Raw genomic sequence first — 17174 nt, forward strand, 5'->3', positions numbered from 1 at the left:
AGATAATTGTTTTGTTCCGATTCATATAGGCACTTTATTAATTTATTTTATTGCACCTAAATAAGATATAGCAGTCAATTTCATTAGGCATTTCGCATACTTTCAGCTCTCGACACAAATGATATGATGGAATACTCTTTCGTTGGGTCAGTATTGTCTGTAAGCTCTTTTTCCTATTGTTTTTAAAAAAATATCTTGTAATTATACGACTTATTGTACAAAATGGAAGATAGTAAATTTAAAATATCTAATCGGCTCCCAAGGCTATCTTTATTCTAAAATGGAGGAGAAAGATGTCACATAATACGCAAGTTATCGTTGCAGCGGTAATTTTTTTAACCACCTATGCTTTTATCATAAGCGAGAAAATACACAGAACGGTAGTGGCGTTGGTCGGGAGTGCCTTTGTCATTTTAGTAGGCATTCTTAACCAAGAAGAAGCGATTGAAGCCATCGATTTTAATACCATCGGTTTACTGATTGGAATGATGATCATCGTCGGCATTACCCGTCGCACCGGTGTGTTCGAATTCCTGGCCTTAAAAGCGGCGAAGCTGGCAAAGGGAGATCCCTGGTTGATTATGCTGTTCCTGGCGGTTCTGACAGCAATCGCATCTGCGTTTCTGGATAACGTGACGACGGTCATGCTGATGGTCCCGGTTACATTTTCGATAACTGAAAAACTGAGTATTAATCCTATTCCATTTTTACTTACCCAAGTTATTGCCTCGAATATTGGGGGGACAGCTACCTTAATTGGTGATCCGCCGAACATCATGATCGGCAGTGCCACTGGCCTGACTTTTGTTGATTTTATCCTTAATCTGGGCGGTGTTATTGTAATCATTTTTATCGCGACGATGGTTGCTTTGAAATTGATTTATCGTAAATCATTCCATGTGGATGATGATAAAAAAGTAAAGATAATGTCCTTAGATGAAAGTCAAGCGATCAAGGATCATTTTCTTTTACGCAAATGCTTAGGCGTGCTTGCTGTTACAATATGCGGATTTATGCTGCATGGGATGTTGCATCTGGAATCCGCAACCATCGCATTGGCTGGTGCCAGCGTTTTATTATTGATCACCCGAGAGGAGCCGGAAGATATCCTATTGTCAGTCGAATGGCCGACTATCTTTTTCTTTGCCGGACTGTTTGTACTGGTCGGGGCTTTAGAGCATGTAGGGATCATTGAATGGATTGCGAAAAAGGCACTGGATGCTACCGGCGGGTCATTGCCATTAACTACTATGTCCGTTCTGTGGTTGTCTGCGATTGCTTCAGCATTTATAGATAACATTCCCTTTGTGGCCACCATGATTCCGTTGATTCAAAAGATAGGGGAAATGGGCGGGATAGAAAACCTAAGACCGCTATGGTGGGCTCTTTCTTTAGGGGCTTGTTTGGGAGGAAATGGGACTTTAATCGGGGCATCCGCTAATGTGATCGTTGCCGGGCTAGCCGAAAAGCAAGGTTTTTCAATTACATTTAAAATGTTTTTTAAACTGGGTTTTCCTTTAATGTTACTCTCGGTGGTAATAGCCTCAGCGTATGTCTACTTTGTTTATTTGATTTAAACACAAAGAGGTATAAAACAACCTCCTGACGTGATATTCTTTTTTTAGAATACCCATTTCAGGAGGTTTTTTCCGATAGTTCTTGTTCTATTGAGTTTTTTATATTCGCTTTTTCACAAAATTGGCAATGCGGCTTAGTGCTTCGTTCAGCTGCTGGGTCGAATAAGCATAGGAACAACGAATGTGTCCTTCGCCGCAGGGACCAAAGGCTGTACCGGGGACGACAGCGACTTTTTCTTCTTTGAGCAATTCTTCGGCAAACTGTTCTGAACTCAGTCCGGTCACTGTGATATCCGGGAAAACATAAAACGCGCCTAACGGTTCGAAACAGGTTAGTCCCATTTCGCGGAAACCGTTGACCACAATGCGGCGACGGCGGTCATACTCCATGACCATTTCCTTCTTGGCCGATTCGCCGGAACGGAGCCCTTCAAGGGCAGCCACTTGGGCCATAATCGGTGCACACATAATGGTGTACTGATGTATTTTCAGCATGGCATTAAGCAGATCCGAATGTCCGGCAACATAACCTATCCGCCAGCCGGTCATGGCATAGGCTTTAGAGAAACCACTGACGTGCAGTGTTCTGTTCCACATATAGGGAAGTGTAGCAAACGGGGTCGGTTCATAGCCATAAGAAAGATCGGCATAGATTTCATCCGAAATGACAATCAAATCATGTTCAGAGGCAAACCGGGCAATCGGCAACAAATCTTCGCGGGTCATGATGGCACCGGTCGGATTATTTGGATATGAAAGAATAAGCACTTTGCAGTTGGGGGTATAGGCCGATTGCAGATCCTCAACTTGAAGACGGAATTCATGCTCAGCCCGCAAATGAACATAATGGACCTCGGCACCGGCGAGTTCGGCACAGGCGGCATAGGATACATACGAAGGATCGGGAATCAAGACGCCATCGCCCGGACTGATCAGTGCGCGCATGGCTAAATCGATTGCTTCACTGGCACCAACGGTGATGAGGATCTCGTTATCCGGATTGTAGGTTAATCCTTGATGTTTCGCCATATATTTGCATATTTCTCGGCGCAGTTCGATATTGCCGGCGTTGCTGGTATACATCGTCTGTCCCTTTTCCAGCGAAAAGATAGCCGCTTCAGTCATGACCCAAGGAGTCGAGAAATCGGGCTCTCCGACGCCGAGAGAGATTACGTCCTCCATGGTCGCTGCAAGATCAAAAAATCTCCGTATTCCTGATGGTTTAAGATTACGTGCGGTAGGTGTCAAGTATTGCTTCATGGTGTCATCATGAGACGTTGGGGTCTCTCTTCCTCTCCGTGAAATTCAATGCCATCCTGCTTGTAGCGTCGAAGGATGAAGCGTGTTTGCGTCGACTCGATCACATCGAGCGGGGATAGCTTATCAGACACAAACTGAGCGATATCATGCATATTATTGCCTTCGATGATCATACATAAGTCAAAATCACCAGACATGAGGTATACGGATTTGATCTCGGGAAACTTCCGGAAACGTTGGGCTATATTATCATAGCCGCTGCCGCGTTGTGGATGTACTTTAACATCGATAAAGGCCGTTACTTTATCTTCATCCAATCTATCGTAATTGATTAAGGTTCCATATTTGACGATTACTTTATCATCTTCCCATTGTTTGATTTTCTTCTTGATATAGTCCGCGGACAAGCCGGTCTGAATGGCCAAATCTTCAGCAGTTAGACGCGAGTCCAGAGATAAGATATGAAGGAGACGCTGATCCTCTTCGGACAACATACGTGCATTACTCCTTTCGCATAGTGGATTTATGTTATTAAATTATAATACCATAGGAAGGGAGCGTATAACAATCCTGTAATAGGAATTTTTTTGGTAATTGATTGATAGATTTTTCTCGATATCTGAAACAGGGTTCTCTTGGCAATTCAATGATGCGCTTTATAGACTGGACTTTAACAGCATCATGTTTTATATTATTGTTACCAAAAGCATTTTACATTATTATCCGAAATCTAAACATGAGGAGTTATTTGGTATGTGTTTTTATGGCAACTGCAGAAGCCACACCTGTGAGAATTGTAAACCGAAAATGGTGGTATGTCCGCATTGTGGTGGAAAAACACTCTTGCTCATGAATCAATGTATCTACTGTAAACAAACGGTTCCGGACGAGGCAAAACAGGATGCCGTCGCTGCTTGGTATGCCCGACAGGCGGAATTGCGGCAGAGAGAGGCAAAAAGTAAGTAAGAAAGCTGGCACCGATAATGAAGCAGAGCTTATAGAGATGAACCTCGCAAAAAGAAACTTATTGTCTTGATATGAAACCACAAAATTATATGGTATATAAAGGAAAAGAGCAGAAAATGTCCGTTGCTCTTTATTTTTTTACTTTTGCAAATACTGGCACGAATCCTGCAATATAGGGATCTAGGCAAGCTTGTTATTTTTTGTATTTTAAAAGACACAGGAGGGAATAGAGTATGTCTGTACATTACAACAAGACATCCGAATGGAAGAAAACTCTGGAAGACGGTACTGAAGTCATCCGGACATGTGCGTGGTCGCCTCCGGGATGCCATGCGGTAGGCTGCGGTTTGAGACTGTTTGTTAAGGACGGCGAATTGGTTAAAGTCGAAGGGGATCCGGAACATCCATTGACCAGAGGTAAGCTTTGTGTTCGCTGTCTCGCTCTGAAAGAGTATATTTACCATCCGGATCGTATTAAGTATCCGATGAAACGTATCGGTGAGCGCGGTGAAAACAAGTGGCAAAGAATCACTTGGGATGAAGCGTTTGATACAATCATTGAAAAACAAAAATATTACGCGGAAACCTACGGCCCGGAGTGCATTATGACGATGAATGGCACAGGAAGAGAAGCGGTTCGTTTTGCCTTCCCGCTGACCTCGCTAGGGCTTGGGTCCCCTAACTTTTGTTACAGCCAAAGCGGCTGGTCCTGTATGGGTCCAAGAAATACCGTAACCACACTGGTTCTTGGCGGCGGGTATGTTGAGCTAGACTGGGCAGCCGGACTTCCCGGAAGGTATGATGACCCGGATTATGTTCTGCCGGAATATATCCTGATGTGGGGTAAAGAGCCTCTTAAATCCAATCCGGACGGGCTTTGGGGACATGCCGTTATCGAAATGCTGAAACGCGGTGCGAAAATGATTATGGTTGATCCGCGTGTCAATTGGCTGTCTACCAAAGCCGAGCACCTTCTCAGAGTCAAGCCGAATACGGATACCGCACTGGCTCTCGGTATGCTCAATGTCATTATTAATGAAGATCTGTATGATCATGAATTTGTGGATAAATGGACCTATGGCTTTGATCAGTTGAAAGAACGCGTTCAGCAGTATCCACCTTCGTTTGCCGCGAAAGCCACCGGTGTACCGGAAGAAGACATCGTCAATATTGCTAGGATCATCGCTAAATCCAAAGGTGTCAGTCTTTGTGTCGGTCTGGCCAGCGACCAAAGCTCCAATGGCGTTCAGCTGGTACAATCGTTGATCGCTCTGATTTCCATTACCGGGAACTTGGATAAGCCGGGCGGAACTGAAGTTGGTCGTTTGATGGTCATGGACATGAACCTGGATGCGCCGCTGCCTCAAGAACTGGCTGAGAAATGTATTGGCCAGAAAGAATATCCGGCACTGCCAATCGTTTTAAATACCACCCATCCTGACCTGACCCTGGAAACATTGGAGACAGGTAAGCCTTATCCGATTCGCATGGTCTATATCAGCAGCTCCAACTTTATTGCCCCGACCAATTCCGCCCAGCCGAGACGGTGGTATGATGCCATGAAGAGAACCGCCGAATTTGTTGTGGCTACCGATGTATTCCTGAATCCAACCATTGTTGCCCTGGCTGACATCGTCTTGCCGGTATCCTCCTTTGCTGAGCATGACGGTATCGTCCTGACCCAGCAGGGTACCAACTCCGGTATCGTCGGCGCCATCAATAAAGCCATTGATTTTGGCGAAGCCAAATCCGACCTGGAAATCCTGATGGAATTGGCCAAACGCAGAGATCCCGAAGCACTCAAATCCAAAAAATGGGAAAGCATTGATGCCTACCTTGATGACCAGCTGAAATTATTCGGCATTAAATTTGACGAACTGAGAAAACAAGTCAGTGTGCAGCAGGATGTAGGTTATCTGAAACATGAAAGAGGAGTCCTCAGAACAGACGGACAGCCTGGCTTTAATACAACAACAGGTAAAGTGGAGCTTTACAGTATTATGTTCGAGATGCTTGGCGAGGATCCACTCCCATTCTATGAAGCGCCGCGCTTCGGTCCGGATGCACGCCCGGATCTGGTTGAAGAATACCCGCTCACGCTGATCACCGGCGTTAGAACCTATACGTCTTTCCACTCCGAGCATCGGAATATTCCTTCTTTGCGTGAGATCACACCTGATCCGATCGTAGAGATTCATCCGGAAACGGCGGCAAAACTGGGCATCATCGATGGTGACTGGGTTTGGATTGAAAACATGTGGGGCAGAGCCAAAGAAAAAGCAAAACTAACGATTAGTGTTTCGCCGGATATTGTATCCGCTGCCCATGGTTGGTGGTTCCCGGAAAAAGAAGCTGCAGAACCGAGCCTGTTTGGCGTATGGGAATCCAATGTCAACAGCCTTGTTCCGCATAAAGTGATTGGGAAGCTTGGCTTCGGTGCTCCCTATAAGAGCCTTCCCTGCAAAGTCTACAAAGTGACAGACTAGATCTGAGAATAGGAGGGATATGGATATGTCCGGTTATGGTTTAATGATCGATTATGAATGGTGCTCAGGCTGCCAGAGCTGCGAAGTAGCCTGTAAAAATGAAAAAGGACTTCCCCTCGGTAAATGGGGAATAAAAGTACTAGAATTAGGCCCATGGGAAATTGAACCCAAAAAGTATGAATGGAATTACATTCCAGTGCCCACCAGCTACTGTGATCTGTGTGCCGACCGCGTGGCCAAAGGCGAACAGCCATCATGCGCCCTGCACTGTCTGGCCAGCGTCATCGAATATGGCCCGGTAGAGGAATTAGCCAGAAAAATGGCTGTAAAAGGCAAAAAAGTCAATATGTTTGTTCCCTGAGCCGGGAAAAAGGGGGGACAAAGGGGACGTAGACCTTTGTCCCCCTTTTTGTCTAACGAAAACCACCTGCTATGCAGGTGGTTCCAAAAAGATTTAGCTATGCGTAGAAAGACTACCTCCAATTTTGATATGATAGTGCAGGTTTGGCAGCCGCACAAAAATAGGAGGTAGTAATCCAAATGGATACGGAAAGTTTATCACACACGCAGTGGAATTGTAAATATCATATCGTGTTCGCACCAAAGTACAGACGACAGTTGATTTAAGGGAAAATCAAAAGGGAGACAGAAGGGACGTAGAACTTTGTCCCCTTGGCAGGGGACAAAGTTCTACGTCCCTTCTGTCTCCGTCCCTTCTGTCTCCCTTTCCCATGCACTCTCTGTCTCCCCGCCTGCATCGCAAGTAAAAAACCCGGAGGCCAAGAGGATATGTATCACTTGCTTGGGCTTCCGGGCTTTTTACAGACGATCAATAATTTTAAATTAATTCAGTGGAAAACTTATTTATTTTCCTCGTTTTTTTGTTCCGCAGCCGGAGCATCTTCGAGAGGGGCTTTGCATTTGACGCAAGTTTTTGCCATTCCAGGATTCAGAGCTCCGCAAGCAGGACAATTCTTAGCTTTAGCAGCAGCTGTGGGGCGAAAACACATATGAGTCACCTCCTAACTTTCTGATCAAAAAATCAATGATTGGAATTAAATCTAAAAATCCTGTATAAAGGTATTTCAGATCAGTACCCCTATTTATAATGCAAATTCCGTGCCAATAGGGTGGTTAGAAGAAAACCCTTGTTTTTCCTGCATTTTGGCGTTTGTTGTTTTTTGCGTCATTAGCACATTAGCAAAAATGATTACCGTTTTGAATATTATTTGTACTATTTTAAAACAAATGCTTGCGATTTCGCCAAACCGGGCAACGGATATAATACCGTTTCGTCTGTTATTTGCTTGTTTCCTTTGTATAGTTGAGCAAGCCACCGGCTAATATTATTTTTGCCTGCCTTTCGGTTAAATGATGAGCAACCGGGATAGCGATATTCTCACCGCGTAAGACAATCTCAAATTCGTTGTCCAAGGATACGGCTTGAGTTAAATTCGAGAAGATCAGAGTGCTGTCAGCATTGATCAGATCATAATCCTTTTCATTAACGAAGGTCAGAGGGAGAATACCAAAGTTGATCAGATTCGCTTTGTGGATACGTGCAAAGCTTTTAGCCAGTACGACACGGACGCCTAGATACATCGGCACCAGAGCAGCGTGTTCACGGCTTGACCCCTGTCCGTAATTTTGTCCGGCGACAATAATGCTTTGACCAAGCTGTTTGGCACGTGTTGAAAATTGAGCATCAATTTTGCTGTAAACATGTTCCGAAAGAGCAGGAATATTGGACCGAAGCGGTAAGATTTTTGCCCCCGCCGGCATAATATCGTCAGTTGTAATGTTATCATTCAGCTTAATAACAACAGGAAGTTCCAGATTAGCTGAGAGTTTGGGCGCAATGGGCAGTGCTTTGATGTTGGGCCCGCGGACAATGTCGGTATCGGGTGATCCCAGTGATACGATCAAAGAATCGTCGACCCGAAAATTCTCGGGCATGGCGATGTCCGCAGCAGCACCCAATGTACGGGGATCAGTGAAATAACCGGTTAAAGCGCTGGCCGCAGCGACTTCCGGGCTGACCAAATAGACGCCCGCGTCAGCGGTACCGCTGCGTCCTTCAAAATTCCGGTTAAAGGTTCTTAACGAAACAGCTCCGGAAGAAGGGGATTGCCCCATGCCGATACAAGGGCCGCAAGCAGACTCCAGAATCCGGGCGCCGGAATCAAGCAGATCGGTAAGAGCACCGTTATTGGCGAGCATCGTCAGAACCTGACGCGAACCGGGAGCAATAACCAGGCTGACACTCGGATCAACGACTTTTCCTTTTAAGATTGCGGCAGCTGTCATTAAGTCACGGTAGGATGAATTGGTGCAGCTGCCAATAGCAACCTGCTGTACCTTGATATGCGTCAGTGTGCTGACAGCGACGACCTTATCAGGCATGTGGGGCTGAGCGGCTAGAGGCTCCAGCGTCGCTAAATCGATGGTGATTTCTTCATAATATTCTGCATCGGCATCTGCTGTAAGCGGGATCCAGTCATTTTCGCGTCCCTGAGCTTTAAGGAAGATACGGGTCAGTTCATCGCTGGGGAATAGGGATGTGGTAGCCCCCAGTTCCGCGCCCATGTTGGTGATTGTCGCTCTTTCAGGAACACTCAACGTAGCAACTCCCGAACCGGCATATTCAAAAATTTTGCCGACGCCGCCTTTCACAGACAAACGACGCAGGACTTCCAAAATCACGTCTTTGGCAGATACCCAAGGTGATAATTTCCCGGTGAGGTTGACTTTAACGACTTTGGGATCAGGCAAATAGAATTCTCCGCCGCCCATAGCCACAGCAACATCCAGGCCGCCTGCTCCGATGGCAATCATGCCGATGCCGCCCCCGGTTGGTGTATGGCTGTCAGAACCCAAGAGGGTCTTTCCCGGTTTCCCGAAACGTTCTAAATGGACCTGATGGCAGATTCCATTTCCCGGACGGGAAAAATAGACACCAAAACGCGAAGCTGTGCTTTGCAGAAAGGCATGGTCATCCGCATTTTCAAAGCCGGTTTGCAGGGTATTGTGATCAACATAGCTAACAGATAATTCCGTTTTGACGCTGGGGATCCCCATGGCTTCAAACTGAAGATACGCCATTGTTCCGGTAGCATCCTGGGTCAGAGTTTGGTCTATTCTGATGCCGATTTCTCCTCCGGCACCGAGTTCACCGGAAACGAGATGGGCTGTTAGTATTTTTTGCGTTAAGTTTTGTTTCATAGCGATTCCTCCTCCTATTCAACTACTAAATATATCAGAATTAATGCGTTTCTTCCAGTCATATTGCCTATGTATACAAAATTTTAGGATTTGAACGCGTAATTTTAGGCTTTTTCGCTCTTTTTAAATCCCCATGCCGATTTGAACGTTCATTTTTTAATATTTTCAGGTTATAATATATTTGTTGTGTTGGAGACATCTTATTATGGAGAAAACAAACGAATGTCAGCAAATAAATTAAATATTGTTTTGGTTGAACCTGAAATTCCGCCGAATACCGGCAATATAGCTCGCTTATGTGCGGCGATACACGCCGATCTGCATTTAATCAAACCATTGGGCTTCAGTATTGATGATAAGCATTTAAAAAGAGCCGGTCTGGATTATTGGCATCTTCTTAATGTGATGATTTATGAAAATTTTAGCGACTTTGAGACCCAAAATGCGCAGGGTCACTATTATTTAGCGACGACAAAGGCGAAGCAGTATCATACGGTTGTTAAATACCCAGAGTCGGAACCCTGTTACTTGATTTTTGGCAGGGAAACTAAGGGACTGTCACCAGAAATCCTGCAGAAATATCCCGAAAGGCTGATCCGGCTGCCCATGCAAGCGGATGCCCGGTCATTGAATCTTTCTAATTCGGTGGCCGTTTTCGCCTATGAAGTCCTTCGGCAATGGAATTATCCTCGATTATGCTGATAAAGTGTAATCTCTTGTCGATGCCTGAACGGCACGCAGCATAAGGCTATTTTTTGATAAGGAGCGATCCGATGCATTCCTATCTGATTACGTTTGTTTTAGCTATTGTATTCTCTATCATATTAACCCCCGTTGCCATCGTCTTGGCCAAACGCTGGGGTGTTATGGATTTTCCAGGTGAGCGCCGGATCCATAAAACACCGCTTCCGCGCATGGGGGGGGCGGCTATCTATGTCTCCTTCTGGCTCGCTGTTTTATTAACTGTTCCTATGGATAAGCGGCTGATAGGACTGCTCCTGGGAAGCGCCATTATCTTTGTTGTCGGGATGGTTGACGATATCAAGGGTATGCGTCCGTTGTACAAATTATTAGGTCAGATCATCGCGGCGGCAGTACTGATATTTTTCGGATTTACCGTGGCCCACGTGACACTGCCGATTATTGGACGCATCGAACTGAGCATAATCGGAACGCTGTTTATGGTAATATGGGTGGTTGGCTTGGTCAATGCCGTTAATTTAAGCGACGGCATGGACGGTCTGGCTTCAGGGATATGCTTTATTGCAGCGCTGATGCTATTTTGGTCGGCGAATCACATTGGTTCCACGACCCAATCGGTTGTCATGCTGGCACTGGCCGGTGTGACCTTTGGTTTTCTCCTCTTTAATTTTCACCCGTCAAAAATTATTTTAGGCGATTCCGGGAGTATGTTTCTCGGGTATATGATCGGGGCTGTATCAATATGGGGCATGCTGAAAACCGCCACGGTCCTCAGCTTGGTTTTCCCCTTGCTTGTGCTCGGCATCCCGCTTATCGATATGTTATTTGCCGTTGTCCGCAGAAAATTGAAAGGGCATTCCATTATCCGAGCCGATCGCGGGCATCTTCATCACCGTTTGCTGGATACCGGACTGAGCCAGCGACAGGCTGTTATTGTCCTCTATGGCGTGAGTCTGTTTTTTGGTCTAGCGGCGATACTCGCTACATATGGCCATTGGTTCACCGCAGCCGTTCTGGTGGTCATTGATTTCGCGGTTATCGTCCGTATCATGTTCCGTAAATTTCGTTTGGTTTCGTATCGTGCTCAATTCAGGGAAGTCCGGCAGCCGATTAAGCAAGTCAACACGTACCGGAAAGCCGCTCAAGATGAAGAACCTTATCCCGAAAAAAAGGATAATTCGGGAAGCAGGTTCGATGATGTTGATGATGATAGTGATAAGCAAAAGGCGAAAATATAGAACTAAGAGTGAACGGTAAAAATGAACCATTTTGATATCCTGTAGTTTAATACAGGATATTTTCTATTAGAACGGGTAAAAATAGCATTAAGATTCTATTTTAATTTGTTTTATAGGAGATGAATGGCGATGACCGCAAAACCCGTAATAAAAATGACGACGAATGAGTGTGTGCGTGATTGTATTTATGCAGTGGAAGGGATTTGCTGTCTGAAAAACAGGCCATCGCAAAAATTACCCCAATGTCCCTTCAGGGAAGGAACGCTTGCAGCTATCACGATATTATGATCATCAAAGGGGAAGGCAAAATGAATGAGCGCAAGAGTAAAAAAAAGCAATCCGATTTTATCGAAGAAATGAAAATGGAAATTGCTTCAGAATTGGGAATCATCGGCCAGGTTCAAAAGGATGGCTGGGACTCACTGAGTCCGCGGGTATCAGGAAAACTCGGCGGTAAGCTGTCGCAGCGTTTAAAGAAGATGAAATAAATTAAAAAATAATTTATAAAAAGAAAACTATTATATAACAAATAGTATATGGTCCTCACTATATGATATAATTAGAAAAAAACAGGTGAGGCGTTTTACTTTAATGAAGACAAAGCATCAGCAGATTCTTGGTTTTATTGAGAATTTGGCGATTGGCAGCAAGGTTTCTGTCCGATTTATTGCGAAAGAACTTGATGTCAGTGAAGGGACTGCCTATCGCGCGATCAAAGAAGCAGAGAATAAAGGTTTTGTTCGCTCCATTCCGAAGGTGGGAACGATCCGTATCGAAGGCGTTAAAGAGAAACAGATCGAAGATTTTACGCTGCAGGAAGTTTCTCAAATCGTTGAAGGGATTGTTATCTGCGGAGAAGAACGTCTCTCAGAATGCCCGAATAAGTTTATTATTGCTGCCATGCAGTTGAACGATATGGAACGGTATTTAGAAGAGGATGCGTTGTGCATCGTTGGTAATCGGTCAGACGCCCAGATTTTTGCCTTGAAGAAACACGTTCCTTTACTGATTACTGGTGGATTGGAACCGACGGAAGAAGTTGTTTCGCTGGCACAGAGCCTTGGTTCTGTTATAATTATTTCACCCTATGACACATTTGTCGTGACCACAATGATCAATCGTGCTCTTTTTGATCGTCTAATCGATAAGGATCTGCTTCTGGTCGGGGATATCATGGTCAAGGATGTCAAAACTCTCTCTGACAGTGCGACGGTCGGGGATTGGTATACGTTGTCCCAGAGCACAGGTCACAGTCGTTTCCCGGTTATCGATAAAAATGATTCTCTTATGGGGATCGTTACTGCGGTTGAGGTAGCCGGTGCGGCCACGAATACAGCGATTACCAGCGTCATGAATCGAAACCCGTTCACGGTTGAACAAGATGACTCAGTCACTCATATTTCCCGAAAGATGGTCTGGGAAGGCTGGGAAGTAGCTGTTGTCTTGGATAAAGGAAGAATGATCGGGATCGTTAGCTTGCAGGATGTGTTGGAGGCCTTGCAACAGGTCCAGAAGCAGCCGCAATTTGGGGAGACCGTGGATAACCTGATCCGTAGTGGTTTTCATTATGTCGACGACTCGGAAAACCTGACGATCGAAGGAGAAGTCACCCAGTTTATGGCGAATGAATTTCATTCGGCCAGTTGCGGTGTGCTTGTGACTCTCATGGATACCGCAGGGTATATTGCGCTTCAAAAGAAATATCATCTCGATGCGATCACGGAGAATTTCAGCTTCTATCAGTTTCACCCGGTTCCGGTGGGTACCGTCATCCGCATTACAGCCAAGCTCTTGTTAGTGACTAAAAAGAATTGTAATATCGAAATAGAAGTATACCATGACGAGGAATTATTGGCCAAAGGGCTGATGACAGCTCGGATGGGAGATAAGAAATAAAATTTTTTGAAGCTTCACTTTTTTCGATATCTTTCTACAAAATATCGAGAATTCTCCTTTATTTCTGCCCACCTATTATGTTATAATGTGCCATATGTTTAAAGGAGAGTGTTTACATGCAAGGAAATATCATTCAAGTGGAAGAGCGTGTCCCATTAGGTAAGGGTATTGCGCTCAGTCTCCAGCATATGTTCGCAATGTTCGGCGCTTCGGTATTGGTTCCGATTTTATTTGGAATTAACCCGGGCGTCGTTTTATTGATGAACGGTATCGGTACCTTACTTTTTATACTCATTACCAAAGGCAAAGCACCGGCCTATCTTGGTTCAAGCTTTGCATTTCTTTCGCCCGTTTTCATGATCATGGGCGCCGGTGCCACCCAGGATGCGTCTAGATACCCGCTGGCGCTGGGCGGTTTCGTCGTTGTCGGACTTGTTATCTGTGTTGTTGCGCTCCTCATCAGGCTGTTCGGTACAAAATGGATCGACGTTATCCTGCCTCCGGCCGCTATGGGCCCCGTTGTGGCGCTTATCGGTCTGACACTGGCCGGTACTGCAGCCAAGAGCGGTGGTCTCCCGGTTCCGGGCGTCGAGCTCGCCACCATTGACTATCATAACGTCATCGTTTTCTGTATCACGCTATTGACAGCCATCTTCGGCTCGATTCTCTTTAAAAAATTTCTTGCCGTTATCCCGATCCTCATTTCAATCGTTGTTGGCTGTATCGTCGCCGCTCTGTTCGGACAGTTTCATATCGACCAGACCCTCACTCATCAGATCTTTATTTTACCGCAATTCCAGACACCGCAGTTCGATCTCGCCGCCATCGCTATCATTCTGCCCGCGGCGCTAGTCATCGTGACGGAGCATATCGGCCACCAGATGGTCACGGGCAAGATCGTCGACCGCGATCTGATCAAAGACCCGGGACTGCATAGAACGCTCCTCAGCGACGGCATCTCCACAGCACTTTCCGGATTTGTCGGATCAGTCCCAACAACGACATACGGTGAAAACATCGGCGTCATGGCGATCACGAAAGTCTACAGCGTTTGGGTCATCGGCGGCGCGGCCGTCATTTCCATCGTCGTCGCCTTTATCGGACCGGTTTCGGCTGTTATTCAGGCAATCCCTTGGAGCGTCATCGGCGGCGTGAGCTTTATGCTCTATGGCATGATCGCTGCTTCCGGTCTGAGGCTTCTAGTCGAGGCCAAGGTCGATTACAGTAAATCCCGTAACCTTGCCCTGACCTCGGTCGTCCTTGTTACCGGCCTATCCGGCGCGTATATTCCGATCAGCGCGTCCTTTAACCTTGAAGGCCTCCCACTTTCTACGATCATTGGCATGGTCCTTGGAATCATCTTCTGGCTCCTGGACAAAGCCAAGCTCACTAACGACAGGGACTAAACAACACCGGGAAGGAAATAACCGGCACTTAAGATAACAAAAAGCTCCGTCACCTGGCGGAGCTTTTTTTGCCTCCTGGAAAGGCCGGTATCCCAAAATCGCCGCCGGCGGCGATTTTGGGATATTTTTCATGGATGAATTTATGCGCGGGGTCATGGATAATTAGGAGCGGTGTTTTTTTGAAGAAGACGCAAAATGTCTAAATATTGCACAATATATTTTCGATATAAAAAATAGGGTGAAGAATGTAATAATTTATCGATATTTGTAAGTTAAAAATCCTTACACTGATATTTCAGCCGTAGGAGGAATTACTTTGGCAGGCAAGATTATTGAAATAATTGATTCGATTATCCAGGAACGATCCAAAGAGAATCCGATTATCGTGGAAATGACGAAAGCAAAATTGATACTCAAGGGGATTAATCCCGATCACTACACGCGTACCTCCGAAGATGACCCGAGTATCATGGAGAAGCTGTATAACTTTCGTAAGCAATTCAGTGATAATACGGTAGAATCAGAATCGCCTAATCTAAAGTCAGTTTTTTCCTCTGCACGGGATGAAGCGGAAGCTGTCTTAGATCTTAAAAAGCAGTGTGATAATATCACGGTGAAATTGCTGATTTTCTTTGCATCTTCCGTTTACAATCAGGATAGGTTAAGCAGCTTGATGCAAGATGCTTTTCCGGGTAGTCTCGTATTCGGCTGTTCGACAGCCGGCGAGATCATTAATACGGAATTGGCCAGTAATTCGGTTGTAGCCATGGCTTTTAATTCGAATGTCATTGCGGATGCGAAAGCGGACGTCATTGAACACATTACGGCCATGCCACAGGTTGAAGACGCATTTAGTTCTTTCGAGCGCTACTTTGATGAGAATCCGTATACCATGGATGCAATGCGCTATGTTGGCATCGTTTTGATTGACGGTTTAAGTATGACCGAAGAAAAAATCATGGATTTGATCGGAAATGAAACGAATGTGAATTTTATCGGCGGTTCTGCCGGTGATGACGGACAGTATAAGAAGACGTATGTCTGTGTGGATGGCAAGGCATATACTGATGCAGCTCTTCTTGTCCTGGTGAAAATAAATGAACACGCAGAATTTTCATTTATTAAGACCCAAAGTTTTAAGACGTTAGATTATAAATTAACTGCCAATAAAGTGCATCTTGAAACCAGAGAAGTGGTTGAGTTTAACGGTAAACCTGCAGCCTTGGCGTATGCTGAAGCACTCGGCGTGAACTCAGTGGACGAAGCCCCGGATTATTTCTTTGCAAATCCCGTCGGTCTAGCCATTGGCGATAACGATCTTTTTGTCAGATCACCACGTCGTGTTATCGGAACAAATATTCAATTTTACTGTAGTATCCTGGAGGGGATGGAAGTCCAATTACTCGAGCCGGCTAACATCATCGAGGATACAACACATGCGCTGGAAAGGGCGATTAGCCAATTGGGACGGATCGACGGCATTATTAATTTCCAGTGTATCCACCGGACCATAGAAATAGAAAATAAGGGCTTAGCTCAAGCCTACGGCGAAATATTCAGCGGTATTCCAACGGTAGGTTTTTCAACATACGGTGAAGAATTCATCGGTCATATGAATCAAACCTCGGCGATGCTTGTGATTAAAGTCAATAAGGAAAATATAGAAACAACTCAAGGATCGTCAGTGTATTTAACTCCTCATCAAAAACAAAAATTCCTGGCACTGGCTAATGCAGAATTATTACTAGAAAATAGCGAGCTGCAAAAGAAGTTGCAGGAACGCAATCAGCAGTTAGATGAAGCGATGGCTGCCATAAAAGAATTCAATATCGTACTGGAAAGAGAAATGGATACACGGAGCAAGAGAGAGGAAGAGATCACTTATTTAAGCTATCATGATAAATTGACCGGATTATATAACCGGAGATTTTATGAAGAGGAAATAAAGCGATTAGACACCTCGCGAAATCTCCCGATTTCCATTATCATGGGCGATGTCAACGAGCTGAAGCTGGTAAACGATTCATTTGGGCATGAAAAAGGGGATGAACTCTTACAAAAGGCGGCAGCGAGTATTCAAAGCGCCTGTCGCAAAGATGACATTGTCGCACGGTGGGGGGGCGATGAATTTGTTATCCTGCTTCCCCGGACGGATATCGAAGAAGCGAAGTGCATTGTTCATCGCATCAAAACACAATGTGCCAAAGAATATGTGAACAATTTATCGGTACGTATTTCCTTGGGCTGGGACACCAAGAATCAGTGTGATGAAGATCTCCTTCATGTCCTGAAAAGAGCTGAAGATTATATGTACAAACATAAAGCACTTGATAATGACATCAACCGCAGCCCGGCGATCCTTTCCATCAATCATGTTATATATGAAAACAATTAATAGGAAGATCAGCATTCGAAAAGAGT

The 17174-nt window shown here is 45.2% G+C and carries 14 protein-coding genes and 1 pseudogene; 11 read left to right on the top strand and 4 right to left on the bottom strand.

Features of this window, described 5'->3' with window-relative positions; genetic code table 11:
* The first annotated feature begins 293 nt into the window (after nucleotides 1-293).
* Complete coding sequence (locus tag LPY66_RS09275) at nucleotides 294-1577, top strand: ArsB/NhaD family transporter (protein WP_337987792.1); 1284 nt, start codon at nucleotides 294-296, stop codon at nucleotides 1575-1577.
* Nucleotides 1578-1676: 99 nt separating this feature from the next.
* Here LPY66_RS09275 and LPY66_RS09280 read toward each other — a convergent pair whose 3' ends face one another.
* On the bottom strand, nucleotides 1677-2837 hold the full coding sequence (locus LPY66_RS09280; protein WP_337987793.1) for an aminotransferase class I/II-fold pyridoxal phosphate-dependent enzyme: 1161 nt from the start codon (nucleotides 2835-2837) through the stop codon (nucleotides 1677-1679).
* Complete coding sequence (locus LPY66_RS09285; protein ID WP_337987794.1) at nucleotides 2834-3331, bottom strand: Lrp/AsnC family transcriptional regulator; 498 nt, start codon at nucleotides 3329-3331, stop codon at nucleotides 2834-2836. The genes LPY66_RS09280 and LPY66_RS09285 overlap by 4 nt, the downstream gene beginning before the upstream one ends.
* Before the next feature lie 259 nt (nucleotides 3332-3590).
* Here LPY66_RS09285 and LPY66_RS09290 point away from each other — a divergent pair, with 259 nt between their 5' ends.
* The 4 genes and pseudogenes from LPY66_RS09290 to LPY66_RS09305 form a co-directional block, all read left to right on the top strand.
* Complete coding sequence (locus LPY66_RS09290) at nucleotides 3591-3803, top strand: hypothetical protein (RefSeq protein ID WP_337987795.1); 213 nt, start codon at nucleotides 3591-3593, stop codon at nucleotides 3801-3803.
* Nucleotides 3804-4036: 233 nt separating this feature from the next.
* Nucleotides 4037-6289, top strand: coding sequence for a molybdopterin-containing oxidoreductase family protein (locus LPY66_RS09295; protein WP_337987796.1), 2253 nt, complete (start codon nucleotides 4037-4039; stop codon nucleotides 6287-6289).
* 25 nt (nucleotides 6290-6314) lie between these two features.
* The gene (locus LPY66_RS09300; RefSeq protein WP_337987797.1) at nucleotides 6315-6650 is read left to right on the top strand and encodes an oxidoreductase; all 336 of its coding nucleotides are present in this window, start codon (nucleotides 6315-6317) and stop codon (nucleotides 6648-6650) included.
* A 179-nt stretch (nucleotides 6651-6829) separates the two neighbouring features.
* A pseudogene (locus tag LPY66_RS09305) lies at nucleotides 6830-6913 on the top strand (transposase); the annotation flags it as partial.
* Between the two features lie 236 nt (nucleotides 6914-7149).
* Here LPY66_RS09305 and LPY66_RS09310 read toward each other — a convergent pair.
* Nucleotides 7150-7299, bottom strand: coding sequence for a hypothetical protein (locus tag LPY66_RS09310; RefSeq protein ID WP_337987798.1), 150 nt, complete (start codon nucleotides 7297-7299; stop codon nucleotides 7150-7152).
* A gap of 289 nt (nucleotides 7300-7588) precedes the next feature.
* On the bottom strand, nucleotides 7589-9511 hold the full coding sequence (locus LPY66_RS09315; protein ID WP_337987799.1) for an aconitate hydratase: 1923 nt from the start codon (nucleotides 9509-9511) through the stop codon (nucleotides 7589-7591).
* Nucleotides 9512-9733: 222 nt separating this feature from the next.
* On the opposite strand from LPY66_RS09315, the gene LPY66_RS09320 reads away from it, so the two are divergent.
* The 6 genes from LPY66_RS09320 to LPY66_RS09345 all read left to right on the top strand — a co-directional run bounded on the left by LPY66_RS09320 (nucleotide 9734) and on the right by LPY66_RS09345 (nucleotide 17148).
* Nucleotides 9734-10213, top strand: coding sequence for a tRNA (cytidine(34)-2'-O)-methyltransferase (locus tag LPY66_RS09320; protein ID WP_337987800.1), 480 nt, complete (start codon nucleotides 9734-9736; stop codon nucleotides 10211-10213).
* A gap of 71 nt (nucleotides 10214-10284) precedes the next feature.
* A complete protein-coding gene (locus tag LPY66_RS09325; protein ID WP_337987801.1) occupies nucleotides 10285-11451 on the top strand; it encodes a glycosyltransferase family 4 protein in 1167 nt (388 codons plus the stop codon).
* 203 nt (nucleotides 11452-11654) lie between these two features.
* Nucleotides 11655-11939, top strand: coding sequence for a small, acid-soluble spore protein, alpha/beta type (locus LPY66_RS09330; RefSeq protein WP_337987802.1), 285 nt, complete (start codon nucleotides 11655-11657; stop codon nucleotides 11937-11939).
* A gap of 103 nt (nucleotides 11940-12042) precedes the next feature.
* A complete protein-coding gene (locus LPY66_RS09335) occupies nucleotides 12043-13347 on the top strand; it encodes a DRTGG domain-containing protein (RefSeq protein WP_337987803.1) in 1305 nt (434 codons plus the stop codon).
* 116 nt (nucleotides 13348-13463) lie between these two features.
* Nucleotides 13464-14753, top strand: coding sequence for a uracil permease (uraA, locus tag LPY66_RS09340; RefSeq protein ID WP_337987804.1), 1290 nt, complete (start codon nucleotides 13464-13466; stop codon nucleotides 14751-14753).
* Nucleotides 14754-15069: 316 nt separating this feature from the next.
* Nucleotides 15070-17148 carry a sensor domain-containing diguanylate cyclase gene (locus tag LPY66_RS09345; protein WP_337987805.1) on the top strand — a complete coding sequence of 693 codons (2079 nt, stop codon included), beginning with the start codon at nucleotides 15070-15072 and terminating at the stop codon, nucleotides 17146-17148.
* The last annotated feature ends 26 nt before the right edge of the window (nucleotides 17149-17174 follow it).

The organism is Dehalobacter sp. DCM (assembly GCF_024972775.1).
Taxonomy (GTDB): domain Bacteria; phylum Bacillota; class Desulfitobacteriia; order Desulfitobacteriales; family Syntrophobotulaceae; genus Dehalobacter.